Raw genomic sequence first — 15,270 nt, forward strand, 5'->3', positions numbered from 1 at the left:
GGGGGGGGCCTCCCCGGGTCGCGGCGGCGCCGCATGCAGGCGGCGCCGCGGCACCGGAGTCACCGCCGAAGGTCCCCTCCACCGCACCCCCACCGACAGGCAGGGGAAGTGGACCGATGCAGGAATTCCTGAGAGCCGCATCCTCCTTCCCCGCCGTCCTCTTCGGCGCCGCTCTGATCGTCGTCACCTGCTTCTGGCTGCTGGTCCTGGCGGGCGCGGCCGACCATCACTCCTTCGACGCCGACCTCGACACCGACCTGGCCGGGATCGGCGGTGTGCCGGTTGCCGTCTCGGTGTCCGTGATGGTCGTCGTCGCCTGGTTCACCAGCCTGACCGGTTCCGTCCTGCTGCTCCGCAGCGCGGTCACCGGCACCGCCCGGGCCGCGCTCGCCTGTGCCGTGCTCGCCGGGGCGCTGCTCATCTCCTGGGCCGTGGTCCGGGTCCTCGTCAGCCGATACCGGCGCCACTTCCCGGCCGAACTCCCGCCGTCCCGGCAGGACTTCCTCGGCCGGGTCTGCACCGTCCGTACCGGCTCCGTCAGCTCCGACTTCGGCCAGGCCGAAGTCGTGGCGGCCGACGGTTCGACCGCGATGGTGCAGGTCAGGCTGTTGCGGCAGACCGATGAGGCGGCGTTCACGGCGGGCAGTGCGGGGCTCCTGTACGCGTACGACGACGAGGGTGAGTTCTTCTGGGTCTCGCCGTACGACGTGACGCTCGACCCGGGACCGCCGAAGCCCCCACAGCCGCTGCCACGCACCCGACGCCGTACCCGCTGAGCCGCCCGCACCGCCGGGCACCCGCACTTCTCACCTTCCTCACCAGCCGTCAAGGACTGTCATGGATGCCATCTCCCTGGGCTTCGGTGTGCTCGTCGCCGTGGTCCTGCTCATCGCGATCGCTCTGCTCCTCGTCATCGGCCGGCTCTTCCGCAAGGTCGAACAGGGCAAGGCGCTGATCATCTCCAAGACCAAGAAGGTCGACGTGACCTTCACCGGAGCCGTCGTCCTGCCGGTGCTGCACAAGGCCGAGTACATGGACATCTCGGTGAAGACGATCGAGCTGCGCCGCACCGGGCGCGAGGGCCTGATCTGCCAGGACAACATCCGCGCCGACATCCACATCAACTTCTTCGTACGGGTGAACAAGACCGTCGAGGACGTCATCAAGGTCGCCCAGTCCATCGGCACCGAGCGGGCCAGCGACAAGGCCGCCATCCAGGAGTTCTTCGCCGCGAAGTTCGCCGAGGCGCTCAAGACGGTCGGCAAACAGCTGGACTTCGTCGATCTCTACACCAAGCGCGAGGAGTTCCGGGACCGCATCATCCGGGTCATCGGCACCGACCTGAACGGCTACCACCTCGACGACGCGGCGATCGACCACCTGGAGCAGACACCGATGGCGCAGCTCGACGGCGCCAACATCCTCGACGCGCAAGGCATTCGTAAGATCACCGAGCTGACGGCGATCGAGCACGTGCGCACCAACGAGTACCAGCGCACCGAGCAGAAGGAGATCACCCGGCAGAACGTCGACGCCCGCGAGACCATCCTGGAGCTGGAGCGCCGGCAGGCCGAGGCCGAGATCAAGCAACGGCGCGAGGTCGAGACGCTGCGGGCCCGCGAGGAGGCGGCCACCGCCCGGGTCCAGGAGGAGGAACGGCTCGGCGCGCAGACCGCGTTCATCCGTACCGAGGAGCAGCTCGGCATCCAGCGCGAGAACCAGGCGCGGGAGATCGCCGTCGCGCAGAAGAACCGTGAGCGGGTCATCGCGGTGGAGAACGAGCGCATCGAGAAGGACCGGCTGATCGAGGTCATCGGACGCGAACGGCAGACCGAGCTGAACCGGATCGCCGCGACGAAGGAGGTCGAGGCCGAGCGCCGCGAGGTCGCCGATGTGATCCGGGAGCGGATCGCGGTGGACCGTACGGTCGCCGAGCAGGAGGAGTCCATCAAGACGCTGCGGGCGGTCGAGGAGTCGGAGCGCACCCGCAGGTCGGTGATCATCGCGGCCGAGGCGGAGGCCCAGGAGAAGCTGGTCAAGGACATCAAGGCGGCGGAGGCGGCCGAGGCGGCGGCCACGCACCGGGCGGCGGAGCAGTTGACCCTCGCCGAGGCCCGGCTGAAGAGCGCGGACCTCGACGCCCGGGCCAAGCTGCGGCTCGCCGAAGGCGTCCAGGCGGAGTCCGCGGCGCCCGGCCTTGCCGAAGTGCAGGTACGGGAGGCGGCGGCCGATGTCATCGAGAAGACCGGTCTCGCCGAGGCCGGGGCCACGTCCGCCCGGCTCAAGGCCGAGGCCGAGGGTGCGCGGCTGAAGGCTCTCGCCACAGCCGAGGGCACGCAGGCGCAGGCCACGGCGGACGCGGCGATGATCGGCGAGAAGCTGAAGGCGGAGGCGGCCGGGCTCACGGAGAAGGCGGCCGCGATGGCGGCGCTGGACGACGCGTCGCGCGGGCACGAGGAGTACCGGCTGCGTCTCGCCGCCGAGAAGGAGATCCGGCTGGCCGGACTCGATGTGCAGCGGCAGGTCGCCGAGGCGCAGGCGACGGTCCTGGCCACCGGTCTGGAGAACGCGGACATCGACATCGTCGGCGGGGATTCGGTCTTCTTCGACCGGCTCGTCTCGTCCATCTCGCTCGGCAAGAGCGTGGACGGTTTCGTGGAGAACTCGGACACCGCGAAGGCACTCGCAGGCCCGTGGCTGAACGGGTCGTCGTCGTTCACGGACGACCTGACGCGGGTGCTCGGGTCGGTCACGACGGGCGATGTGCAGAACCTGACGGTGTCGGCGCTGCTGATGCGGATGCTGGCGGCGCCGGGAGCGGGTGCGGATGCCGGACAGGTCCGCCAGCTCCTGGACTCGGCACGGAAGCTCGGTCTGGCGGACCTGCCGGTCGGGGCGTTGGCGGACACTCCGGACGTCCCGGCGTCGCGGAACGGGACGCCGGTGGCGTAGGGCCGGTCCGGCCCTGGTGCCGTGACCGCATTGGTTCGCCGGGTCCGCCCGGTTGCCGTTCTGTCCTCAAGCCCATCCGGCACTTGAGGACAAAGCGCGGCCGGAAGCCGCGCCATCCGACTCATACACCTCGCAGGGAGCCGTACGCGTGACTCCTCCCCCTCGTAAACGAGGCGGCTTCTCACTCGACCGCAAGGGATCTCATGACGGCCAAGCCCTGACCGCTGCCGAAGCAGAACCGCAGCGTACCACGCCGCTTCGCGGCTACGATCATCAAGATGCGTTTCCCGCCCGGCCTGAAGGCCGGGATTCCCACGCAAGGTCAGAGATGGACACCGACCCGACTCCTGCCGTGGACGCCGGCACCTACGACGTACTGCGGCGCCGCCTCACCGCACAGGCCACCGAGCTCACCGACCGCGCCGAAGCACTCAACGCCCGCCGCACCGAGGAGTTCGGTTCGACGCTCCTCCGTCTCCTGGCCACCGAGCGGATCCGTACGGAGCGCCCTTCCGTGCCCCGCGATCTCGTCGCCGTGGGCGGGCAGTTGCTGTTCGGCTTCGAGCGAGGACCGGGCGCACGCGGCGACGCCGAGGTCGGGGACGTACTCACCCTCTACGGACCCGATCTGTCACCGGGCCGGGACGCCCTCCTCGCCGACGAGGCCTTCGTACGCGAGTTCGCCACCCTGCACCGCTATTACCGCGACGCCCGCCTGCTCCGTCTCCGCCGCGTCGACGGCCGGCTCCTCGCCGTGTTCCGTACCGGCGAGACCGCCGACGACATCCGCGTACTGCGCTGGGCGCTCACCCCGGACGGCTCCCCCGGCGCGTTCCTCGACGCGCGCGGCGACCGCGACCACGTCTTCCCACCGTCGCACGACTTCACCTGGACCGCGGCGGGCCGCGAGTCGCACATCCCCGGCCGCCACCCGCACATCGCGATCGGCGGCAGCGGCGCGCTCTTCGTCGACACGCTCGGCGGCACCCTGACCGTCAAGACGGCCGACGACACCGACACACCGCACGGGATCTACGAGGAGCCGGTCACCGAACCCCTCCAGTCCCTCGCCGACGCCGACGTCGAATACGCCGAGGTCGGCCCCCTGATCCTGCTGCGGATCCGCCCGTACAACGAGGACGCCTGGCGTCACCTGGTCTTCAACAGGCTGCTCTCCACCGTGCAGCGCCTCGACGCCATCGGGCCCGCCTGCCACCGACTTCCGGAGGACCAGGGGATCATCTTCCCCGGCGGCACGTACCTCACCACCGGCGCCACCAAGACCTTCGACCTCGCCGAGCCACTCGCCGACCCGGTCTTCGAGGGGGCCGTCCGCTCCCCCAACGGCGAGGACGTCCTCTACCTCTTCCGCTCCCGGGACGGCGGCCGCGGCCTGCTCCTCCCCTACAACCTGATCCGTCAGGAGGTCGCCACCCCGCTGCTCTGCCGCGGCCACGCGCTGCTCGACGACGGCACCCTCGTCCTGCTCAAGGACACCGCGTCGGCCGAGCCGGCCCGTGTGCACACGGTGCAGCGCTGGCAGACCCCGTACGTCTCCGACACCCATGCCGCCTCCCGCCCGGCCGGGACGGGTCCGCTCGCCCGGGTCGGCAACGCCGATCTGGTACGCGGCATCTCCGACTGTCTCGCGCTGGCGAACAGCGCGACGCGGACCACACCGACCACGGCCGTGTACGGCCGGCTGGTCGCCGACTGCACCCGCACCACCGACCGCTACCACTGGCTCACCGACCCCGAACTCGGCTCGCTCAGTGGCCCGTTGACCGCCCTGCACGACACCGCGCAGCAAGTCCTCGCCGAGTTCGAGACGGTGCAGGAGCTGACCCGGCAGGCCGCCGAGGCACTCACCGGCGCGGCTGACCACCTCACCGCGCTCGTCCGCCGCATCCGCGGCGAAGCCCCGCGCTCGGCCGCCGCCTGGGTCTCCCAGCTCACCGAACTGCGCCGCGCGCACGGCCACTTGGCGACGCTCGGCGAGATGCGGTACGCGGACACCGACCGGATCGCCGAGCTGACGGCGGCCACCGCCGCCGATCTCAGCTCCGCCGCCCAGCGCGCGGTCGCGTTCCTGAGCCGGGACGACGCGTTCACGGACTACCACCACGACATCGAGCAGCTCACCGCCGACGCGTCCGCGCTCGCCACCGTCGCCGACGCGACCGCGCTCGGCGACCGGCTGACCGAGATGACGGACGGGCTCGCGACGGTCACCGATGTCGTCGCCGGGCTCGACATCGGGGACGCGACCGTCCGCACATCGATCCTGGAACGGATCGCCGAGGTCCTCGGCGGTGTGAACCGGGCCCGGGCCACGCTCGACGCGCGCCGCCGCGAGCTCCTCGATCACGAGGGGCGGGCGGAGTTCGCCGCCGAGTTCGCCCTGCTCGGGCAGGCGGTCACGGGTGCGCTGGCCGCCGCGGACTCCCCCGACGCGTGCGACGAACAACTGGCCCGGCTCCTGCTTCAGCTGGAGAACCTGGAGTCCCGGTTCGCCGAGTACGACGACTTCCTCGCCGAGCTGGCCGAGCGGCGGACCGAGGTGTACGAGGCGTTCTCGGCCCGTAAGCAGACGCTGCAGGACGACCGCGCCCGCCGCGCCGAACGGCTGGCGGGCTCGGCGGCCCGGGTCCTGGAGACCGTCTCCCGGCGCCTGTCCGCCCTCCCGGACCTGGACGCCGTCCACACGTACTTCGCCTCCGATCCGATGGTCGCCAAGGTCCGGCGCACGGCGGACGAACTGCGCGGGCTCGGCGACCCGGTGCGGGCCGAGGAGCTCGACGGACGGCTGAAGGCGGCCCGCCAGGAGGCGGGGCGGGCCCTGCGCGACCGCAGCGAGCTGTACGCGGACGGCGGGGCGACGATCCGGCTCGGCCGACACCGGTTCGCCGTGAACACCCAGCCGTTCGACCTGACGCTCGTGCCCTCCGGGGACCGGCTCGCGTTCGCCGTCACCGGAACCGACTACCGGGCTCCGGTCACCGACCCGGCGTTCGAGGCGACCCGCCCGTACTGGGACCAGCTGCTGCCCTCGGAGTCCCCGTCCGTCTACCGCGCCGAACACCTCGCAGCCCGCCTCCTGGACGAGCACGGCGCGGATGCGCTGGCCGCCCGCGAACCGGCCGACCTCGCCCTGCTCGTACAGGAGTCGGCCGCGGACGCGTACGACGAGGGATATCAGCGCGGCGTCCACGACGAGGACGCCTCCGCCATCCTGACCACGCTGCTGCGACTGCAGGCCGGCGCCGGCCTGCTGCGTGTCCCGCCCTCCGTACGGGCGGCGGCGCAGCTCTTCTGGACGTACGAGACGGACGACGCCCTCCGCGCCTCCTGGACGCGCCGGGCCGCCTCCCTGGCCCGGGCCCGCGAGACGTTCGGCCTGGCGCCCGCGATCACCGCGCTCCAGGAGGAATGGGCAGCCCGGATCGGAACCGATGACGCGCACGCCGCCGCCGCGTACCTCTTCGAGGAGCTGACCTCGGGCCCCGCCGGGTTCGTCACGAGCGCGACCGCCCGCACCTTCCTGGACAAGTTCCGCCGCACGACCGGCACTTCGGCGTACGACGAGGATCTGGAGGCCCTCCGCGACGACCTCCCCGCACGCCGCCAGCTCGTCGAGGGCTGGCTGACCTCGTACGCCTCCGCGAGCGGAACGGACCTCCCGAGCGGTGATCTCGCCGAGGCGGTCGCCGTCGAACTCTGCCCGGAGCCGGAGCTCACCCGCTACGACTGCGAGGCACCGCTCTCGGCGACCGTGGACGGCCTGCTGGGCACCCATCCACGCATCGACCGTGGTCGCCTGACCGTCCGCCTCGATGAACTCCTCGCCCGCACGCAGAAGTTCCGTGCGAGCACCGTCCCCGGCTTCCGCGCCTACCAGCGAACCCGCACCGCCCTGGTCACCGCCGAACGCGCCCGGCTGCGGCTCGACGACCACCGGCCGCGCGTGATGTCCGCGTTCGTCCGCAATCAGCTCCTCGACGAGGTGTACCTGCCGCTGATCGGCGACAGCCTCGCCAAGCAGCTCGGCACGGCCGACGCCGACCGGCGCACCGACTCGCAGGGCCTCCTGCTGCTCGTCTCGCCGCCCGGCTACGGCAAGACGACACTCATGGAGTACGTCGCCGACCGGCTCGGCCTGGTCCTCGTCAAGATCAGCGGCCCGTCGCTCGGCCGCGACGTGACCTCCCTCGACCCCGCGCAGGCACGCAGCGCGACCGCCCGCCGGGAGGTCGAAAAGATCAACTTCGCACTGGAGGCGGGCAACAACACACTCCTCTACCTGGACGACATCCAGCACACGTCACCCGAACTGCTCCAGAAGTTCATCCCCCTCTGTGACGCCACCCGCCGTGTCGAGGGCGTCCGGGACGGCGAGCCGCGCAGCTACGACCTGCGGGGCAAGCGGTTCGCGGTGTGCATGGCGGGCAACCCGTACACCGAGTCCGGCGAACAGTTCCGGATCCCGGACATGCTCGCGAACCGGGCCGACGTGTGGAACCTGGGCGAGGTGCTGAGCGGCCGCGACGACGTCTTCGCGCTGAGCTTCATCGAGAACGCGTTGACCGCCAATCCGGTGCTGGCCCCCCTCGCCGGCCGCTCCCGCGAGGACCTCGCGCTGCTCGTCCGCCTGGCCTCCGGCACGGACCCTTCCCCAAGCTCTCAACTCCGTTCGAGCAGGGGAGACCCCATCGCGCGCGCGGACCGCCTCGACCACCCGTACACCCCGGCCGAGCTGGACAGGATCACCGCGGTCCTGCGCCACCTCGTGACTGCCCGCGACACCGTTCTCGCCGTGAACGCCGCGTACATCGCCTCGGCCGCACAGACCGACGCGACGCGCACCGAGCCGCCCTTCCGGCTGCAGGGCTCGTACCGCAACATGAACAAGATCGCCGAACGGATCGTGCCCGTGATGAACGACGCCGAACTGGCCGCCGTCATCGACGACCACTACGTGGGCGAGGCCCAGACCCTCACCACGGGCGCCGAGTCCAACCTGCTGAAACTGGCGGCTCTGCGCGGCACCCTCACGGCCGAACAGGCGGACCGGTGGGCGGCGATCACCGCCTCGTACGTACGCACCCAGGCACTCGGCGGCCCGGACGGCACCCCTTCCCCGAACTCCCGGCCCGGTCCGAGCAGCGCAGACCCCGTCTCGCGGGCGGTCGCGGCACTGGCCCTGCTCTCCGACCGGATCGCGGCGGTCGAGGCGGCGATCGTCCGGGCATCGGAGCCACGTCCTCTGCTCGCGGGCCCGGAGCGGTCCCCCCGGCACGCGGCTCCACGCACCCCCACGACACACGAAGATCACTGATCAGCCGGAATGAGTCGAACACCCGGAGGTGGGCACGGCATGCTGGGATTCGTGTCCACACTTCCCCAGCAGCCCCAACGCTCCCCCTTCAGCGGCCACATGGTCATCTGCGGCGACGACGCGCTCGCCCGGCGGCTGGCGGTGGAGCTGCGGTACGTCTACGGGGAGCGGGTCACCCTGCTTCTGCCGCCGGGGCGCGATCCGCGCCGGCCCGATCTGCCGGTGACCCAGCGCGGCCGGGCGGCAACGCTGTTCGGCCGGATGTCGGCGGCGATGAACCGTAACCTGGGCAACGGCGGAAACGGGACGACCGGCAGCTCCGACAACGACACGAACGCCGGCGTCGAGGCGGTCCGCATCCTGGAGGCCGCGGAGCCGTCCGACGAGGCCTTCGAGGAAGCGGGCGTGGACACCGCCGCCGCACTCGCACTCGTCTACGACGACGACGAGCGCAACATCCGCGCCGCGCTGACCGCCCGCCGCCTCAACCCCCGCGTCCGGCTGGTCATCCGGCTCTACAACCGCAAGCTCGGGCAGTACCTGGAGACCCTTCTCGACCAGGCCGCCGCGGTCGCCGTCCCCGGACTCGACCCGACGGCACTGGACGCGTCCACCACCGTCCTGTCCGACGCCGACACCGCCGCCCCGGCACTCGCCGCGACCGCGCTCACCGGTTCCAGCAAGGTCGTCCAGGCGGATGGCCTGCTCCTGCGGGCCGTCGAACGCACCCCGCCCCGGCCGGGCGAGGTCGCCGACCCCGGACTCTGCACGCTCGCCCTGCTCTCCTCCACCACCCACGACCCGGCGGGGGCCGAAGGATCCGACAGCAGCGGCGCCGAGGGGCCCCAACTCCTGCCCGATCACGAGCAGGTGGCCGCGGCGACCGGGCGCGGCACGGTGGTCCTGGAAGCCATCCGCGAGGCCGCACCGGACGGTCCGAGGCTGCGCATGGGGGGCCGCAGCGCCCCGCTGAGCCAGATCTTCTCGCGCCGTCTGCGCTGGTCGGCGCTGGGGGTCGGCTCGGCGGTCCTGGCCCTCGCCGTCGCCTCCACCCTCACCACGGGCGACCACCCCCTGCACGCCGCGTACCTGACCCTGCTCGACCTCTTCGCGATGGGTGACCCGGCGATCGGCGACCCCACCGCGCGGCAGATCATCCAACTGCTCTCCGGAATCGCCGGCCTGATGCTGCTGCCGCTGCTGGTGGCGGGCGTCCTCGAAGCATTCGGCTCCCTGCGTACGGCGTCGTCCCTGCGCCGCCCGCCGCGCGGACTCTCCGGCCATGTGGTGCTGCTGGGGCTCGGCAAGATCGGCACGAGGGTGCTGGTCCGGCTCCGCGAACTCGACATCCCCGTGGTGTGCGTGGAGGACGACCCGGACGCGCGCGGTATCCCGGTGGCCCGGCGGCTGCACGTACCCGTCGTCCTCGGGGACGTCACCCAGGAGGGCGTCCTGGAAGCCGCGAAGATCCAGCGGTCCCGCGCCCTTCTCGCCCTGACCAGCATCGACACCACCAACCTGGAGGCGGCGCTCTACGCCCGCTCGGTCAAGCCCGATCTGCGGGTGGCACTGCGCCTCTTCGACGACGAGTTCGCCACCGCCGTCTACCGCACCCTGCGCACCGCCCACCCGCAGGCCCTGACCCGCTCCCGGTCCGTCTCCCATCTGGCCGCCCCGTCCTTCGCCGTCGCGATGATGGGACGGCAGATCCTGGGCGCGATCCCGGTCGAGCGGAAGGTGATGCTGTTCGCCGCGATCGAGGTGGAGGGCCACCCGCAGCTGGAGGGCCGGACGGTCGAGCAGGCGTTCCGGGCGGGGGCGTTGAGGGTGCTGGCCCTGGACGCGACCCCGCGCGAGGACCGCCACTCCGGCCTGACAACCGTCGCACCCGCCTCCCCGGACCGCCCGTCGGGCCTGATCTGGAACCTGCACCCGGGGTACGTGCTGCGCGCCGAGGACCGTGTGGTGATCGCGGCCACCCGGCGCGGACTTGCGGAACTCCTTCGCAGACGAGGGGCAGTGACGCCGCGTTAGGACGTGTTTCGAAAGTCCCTCCTGCCAGGCGGGCGGACGACGCTACTTTCGAAACACGCCCTAGCCTCCCGGTGTCACGAGGTGCGTTGCCCGAGGCGTGACGGAAGGAGAGAGGAGTGCGCCCGACCTGCTTCGCCACCAACACCAGGAGTGGACGTCGGGCGAACGCGCCAGACGCGGGCCGGGGGGACGTTGGCCCAGACGGTGCGTCCTGACGCCCTGCCGCGCTGCCGGTACCCGGCGAGCACGGTCTCGACGGCTCGGTGACGGGCCGCTTCGCCCGCAGAGGCGACGAGTCTGCGGGCCGGCGCGGTACCCACGTACGCGAAGTACGTCACCGAACCGCCAGGGCGCAGCAGTTCGAAGTACCTGTCCATCAGTGAAGCCACCGTGTCCGGGACGAAATTGGTGAAGGGCAGGCCGGAGACGATGACGTCGTAGGACTGGCGTGTGTTCAGGTGCTCGATCCGCGTTTCGTGGATCCTGACCCGGACACCGTCCTCGCTCCGCACCGGCACGAACGCCTCGCCGGGGTGGCCGTCCCGCGTCCGCGCGTGCGCCGCGTGTTCGTCCCGGCCCGGCCGGTATTCACGGACGACGTTCCGCAGGACGGCGGCGAAGCGCGGGTTCGCCTCAACCACGTCCAGAGTGCTTCCCGGAGCGAGCAGCGGCAGCAGACAGCGGGTGACGGGCCCGGTCCCTGCGCCCACCTCCAGCACATCCAGGGGTTGTCCGGCCCGCTCGGTGACCGGTGCGGCGAGGGCGGCGGCGAGTCGGCGGCTGCTGGGTGCGACCGCGCCGGTGATGCGGAAGCCTCGCGCGGCCTCGGTGACGAAGAGCCGGGTGTCGGCGAAACGGGGCCATGAAGTCATACCAATGACGCTAGGGAGCGGGCGCTCTTCGGGAATCGGCCGTTGTGTTCGGATGAACCGGTACGGACGTCATGGCCGAGGCGCACGCGACCCCGACGAAAGTAGGGGGTGGCTGCGACTCAAGACCGATGGGCCCCGGCCCCTTCGACTGACTACGATCGGTCGGTGGAACACAAATACCCCCACCGGGGTCCGGTGTGGATGGAGTGGCTGCTGGCCGGCGGGGTGCTGTTACTCGTCGCGCAGGGGCTGGCCAAAGCCCGCTTCGAGGTGCAACTGTTTTCCGTAGGACCGATTGTGGCTGTCGCCGCCGCACTGTTGCTGCCGCTTCGCTGGCGCAGCCCGCTCGCTGTGGTCCTTCTCGCCGGGGCGGCGCTGGGTGCGCAGGGCGCCTACGAACCCATGACCGTGATGGTTTTCCACCTGACCGCACAGGGCCGGGTGCGGGTGGCGGTGGCGACGGGCGTGATCGCCGGTGCGCTGCCCTGGGTGTGCGCGCCGCCGCTCAGCGGAGGCGTGACGCCGAATTACGGCGCCGCGCTGCTGTTCGCGCTGGCGTTGACGGCCGGGTTGTGGTGGCACAGCCGTCGGCGGCTCATCGATTCGCTGAACGAACAGGTCGAACTCCGTGCCGAGCAGGCCAGGTCGGCGGAGCGGGCCCGGATCGCGGCCGAGATGCACGATGTGCTGGCCCATCGGCTGAGCCTGTTGGCGCTGCACACCGGGGTACTCGCCCTGCGTGCGGAGTCGCTCCCGCCGCAGATCGGTGAGCGGATCGCACTGCTGCGCGCCACCTCTGCCCAGGCGCTGGCCGATCTGCGGGACGTGCTGGGCGCCCTGCGTGCGGAGGACGATGCGGTGGGGGAGGACGGCAGGGATCCCGTGCAGAGAAAGGTGCCGGCTCCTGCGTTACGAAACCTGTCCGAACTGCTCGACGAGGTAAGGACCATCGGTCAGGATGTCGCGGCCGAACTGACGGGGGAACCCGGTGCCGTACCCGCGACTCACCTCCTCGCGGTGCACCGGCTCGTGCAGGAAGGTCTCACCAACGCCCGTAAACACGCACCGGGCACGGCGGTGCGATTGCGGGTGCACTACGGCGCACCGGCCACGGAGGTGGAGTTGGTCAACTCGCCCCCCGCAGTGACCGCTTCACGGGCCGATGGAGGCGTGGGCCGGGGCTTCGGCCTGATCGGGCTGGCCGAACGAGTGGCCGGGCTGCACGGCTCTCTCGACCACGGTCCGGAGCCGGATGGGGGATGGCGGCTCGCGGCCCGTCTGCCCATGAGTGCTCCGGACGGTGAGCCGAGCCGAAGAGCCTTCGAGGAGAACGGCGCGACCCGTACGGCCGGACCGGTCGGCGGACGAGCGGGCAGAACCGTCGGCAAAGGCGTAGCCAAGGCCTTGTGCGAGGGTGTGGCGAAGAGGATCGGGAAGCGGTCCGTGAATCGGAGCGGGCAGACATGAGCGGGGCTCGGATCATCAGCACGATGGTGGTGGACGACGACGCATTGGTCCGATTGGCCCTGACCGACCTACTGGCGACCGACGCCGGCATCGAGGTCGTCGCCCAGGCGTCGGACGGCCTCCAGGCCGTGGAGGAGGCCGCCGCCCGTCGGGTGGACGTCGCCCTGATGGATGTGCGGATGCCCAGGCTGGACGGCATCGCGGCCATCGCGCGACTGCGGAACCTGCCGCATGCCCCCCGCGTCATCACTCTGACCACCTTCGACCTGGACGAATATGTGTACGAGGCATTGGCAGCGGGCGCCGACGGGTTTCTGCTCAAGGACTCGGACCCTGCGGAGATCCTGCGGGCCGTACATGTCGTGGCCGCCGGTTCGGCGATGCTGCATCCGTCCGCCGCACGTCGGCTGATCGACCGCTACCATCGCGGCACCCGGCCGGGGACCTCGGCTGCGCGCGGACGCGTGGGCCGACTGACACCGCGCGAGCGCGATGTCCTGGCCTTACTCGCGGAGGGGGCAACCAACTCGGAGATCGCCGGTGGGCTGCGGATGAGCGAGAGCACGGTGAAAGCCCACGTAAGTCGCATCCTGACAACACTGGAAGTCGGAAATCGCGTCCAGGCGGCACTGGCCGCCCGGGACGCCGGCCTGATGCCTGACGCGTGAATCGTGGGGTTCGCCGCGTTGCGTGGCGAGGCGAACCGAGTGACGTAACGAAAGCGCGGCCGACTGGAGCCTGGCATCAGATCCCGTCCACCCCGGCCCGAGACGAATGTGCCGCCCCGCTCACGTCGGAGGCCGGCGTTCTGGGTCTGAGCCGGGCCTCGCCCACGAACTCGGGCCGCGCGGAATATGCGTCAACACAGTGCCGCCCGGAACAATCCTCGTAGACATGTCACCGCGGACAAAGATATGCCCGGATGTCGAACCACCGGCGCGAGGTTTTCCTCGACACTCGAATAGGTAGTTTTGTCACACCATGATTCTCCACCTGATTTCCAGTCTGCGGCGGTCAGGAGTCAGCGGAATTCCGATCGCCACCACATCCGATAACAATTTCCGACCCCCAAAGCCTTTCGATAATGACGGTCGGCGGACCTCCGACTGAACGGCCCAGCCGCGCCTCTCGCACCCCGTCGGCAGTTGGACCTTCTCGGCATTCCTGACGAGGTCAATTCTTCCGACCGTCAGAACATTCCATCCAGATGACGCACCAACCTTCGCCCCCCATGCGCGAGTTCGCCCTCCAATCAAAGAGACGCAGCGAATTTGCCATTGCCCCCGACCAGGGCGCACACTTCCGATTTCCTGGCCGATTCGGCGAAAGTGGATCACTGCACGGCGAGTTGGCATGGCACACAACACGGTGGGTGCATACTCAAACCATCCAACAAGCCAACGCGACGTACCGGCGCGCGCCCACGCATTTGCGCATGCCTGCGTATTCGCTTTCAGCTCTGCAGGAAGGTTCCGGTGTGAAACGTCAGTCGCTTCGCAGATCATGGGTCCAAACCGTCACAATGCTTTCCGCGGCAGGGACACTTGGCCTGATCGTCAACGTAGCTTCGTCGACGGCCGCCATGGCCGACGTGACCGAGAAGCCCGCAGTCGATTACGCACTCGGGGTGCCAGGCCCAAATGGCGCGGTGAGTGCCGATCCGGGTTCCCGCACCTTGCCGACGGCCGACGACGCTCGGGATTGGTGGGACGGCGGCAGCGCTCACAGGGGCCGAGGCCCGCAGGGACGCCCGGGCGCACGGGGCCCACAGGGACGACCGGGCGATACAGGCGCGCGGGGCCCGCAGGGACGACCGGGCGAGCACGAACGGGGCCCGCGAGGACGCCCGGGCCCCCAGGGCGCCACCGGAGCCACAGGCCCGCAGGGCTTCCAGGGCAACACCGGCGCCACCGGACCCCAGGGCAACCAGGGCAACCAGGGCAACCAGGGCATCCCTGGGATCCAGGGCGACCAGGGCAACCAGGGCAACCAGGGCGACACCGGAGCCACCGGACCCCAAGGCGACCAGGGCGACACCGGACCCCAGGGCCTCCAAGGCAACCAGGGTGACCAGGGCATCCCCGGAATCCAGGGCAACCAGGGCAACCAGGGCGACACCGGAGCCACCGGACCCCAGGGCAACCAAGGTCTCCAGGGCAACCAGGGTGACCAGGGCCTCCAGGGCATCCCCGGAATCCAGGGCAACCAGGGCGACACCGGCGCCACCGGACCCCAGGGCAACCAGGGTGACCAGGGCATCCCCGGAATCCAAGGCAACCAGGGCGACACCGGCGCCACCGGACCCCAGGGCCTCCAAGGCCTCCAGGGCAACCAGGGCGACCAGGGCCTCCAGGGCATCCCCGGAATCCAGGGCAACCAAGGCAACCAGGGCGACACCGGCGCCACCGGACCCCAGGGCCTCCAGGGCGACACCGGGGCCACCGGACCCCAGGGCCTCCAAGGCCTCCAGGGCAACCAGGGCGACCAAGGCCTCCAAGGCATCCCCGGAATCCAAGGCAACCAGGGCGACACCGGCGCCACCGGACCCCAGGGCCTCCAAGGCCTCCAGGGCGACACCGGCGCCACCGGACCCCAAGGCCTCCAAGGCCT

Annotated in this window: 8 protein-coding genes; 7 read left to right on the top strand and 1 reads right to left on the bottom strand. The window is 70.8% G+C overall.

The window, feature by feature from the left end:
• Window positions 1–116: 116 nt before the first annotated feature.
• The 4 genes from AB0915_RS07030 to AB0915_RS07045 all read left to right on the top strand — a co-directional run bounded on the left by AB0915_RS07030 (window position 117) and on the right by AB0915_RS07045 (window position 10,321).
• Window positions 117–776, top strand: a complete 660-nt coding sequence (locus AB0915_RS07030; RefSeq protein WP_366690090.1) for a hypothetical protein — start codon at window positions 117–119, stop codon at window positions 774–776.
• Window positions 777–837: 61 nt separating this feature from the next.
• Window positions 838–2,952 carry a flotillin family protein gene (locus AB0915_RS07035; protein WP_366690091.1) on the top strand — a complete coding sequence of 705 codons (2,115 nt, stop codon included), beginning with the start codon at window positions 838–840 and terminating at the stop codon, window positions 2,950–2,952.
• Between the two features lie 328 nt (window positions 2,953–3,280).
• Entirely contained in the window at window positions 3,281–8,287 is a 5,007-nt protein-coding gene (locus tag AB0915_RS07040; protein WP_366690092.1) for a DNA repair ATPase, read from the top strand.
• A 39-nt stretch (window positions 8,288–8,326) separates the two neighbouring features.
• Entirely contained in the window at window positions 8,327–10,321 is a 1,995-nt protein-coding gene (locus AB0915_RS07045) for an NAD-binding protein (RefSeq protein WP_366690093.1), read from the top strand.
• Between the two features lie 74 nt (window positions 10,322–10,395).
• Here AB0915_RS07045 and AB0915_RS07050 read toward each other — a convergent pair whose 3' ends face one another.
• Window positions 10,396–11,193: a translation initiation factor IF-2 gene (locus AB0915_RS07050; RefSeq protein WP_366690094.1), complete on the bottom strand. Its 798-nt coding sequence runs from the start codon at window positions 11,191–11,193 to the stop codon at window positions 10,396–10,398.
• 165 nt (window positions 11,194–11,358) lie between these two features.
• On the opposite strand from AB0915_RS07050, the gene AB0915_RS07055 reads away from it, so the two are divergent.
• The 3 genes from AB0915_RS07055 to AB0915_RS07065 all read left to right on the top strand — a co-directional run.
• Window positions 11,359–12,660 carry a histidine kinase gene (locus AB0915_RS07055; RefSeq protein WP_366690095.1) on the top strand — a complete coding sequence of 434 codons (1,302 nt, stop codon included), beginning with the start codon at window positions 11,359–11,361 and terminating at the stop codon, window positions 12,658–12,660.
• 11 nt (window positions 12,661–12,671) lie between these two features.
• Window positions 12,672–13,328 (top strand): response regulator transcription factor, encoded by a 657-nt coding sequence (locus AB0915_RS07060; RefSeq protein WP_366690167.1) that lies wholly within the window; start codon window positions 12,672–12,674, stop codon window positions 13,326–13,328.
• A gap of 980 nt (window positions 13,329–14,308) precedes the next feature.
• Window positions 14,309–15,270: collagen-like protein (locus AB0915_RS07065; RefSeq protein WP_366690096.1), on the top strand; the 962-nt coding region annotated here is incomplete at its 3' end.

The sequence above is a fragment of the Streptomyces sp. NPDC048411 genome (assembly GCF_040704695.1).
Lineage (GTDB): Bacteria > Actinomycetota > Actinomycetes > Streptomycetales > Streptomycetaceae > Streptomyces.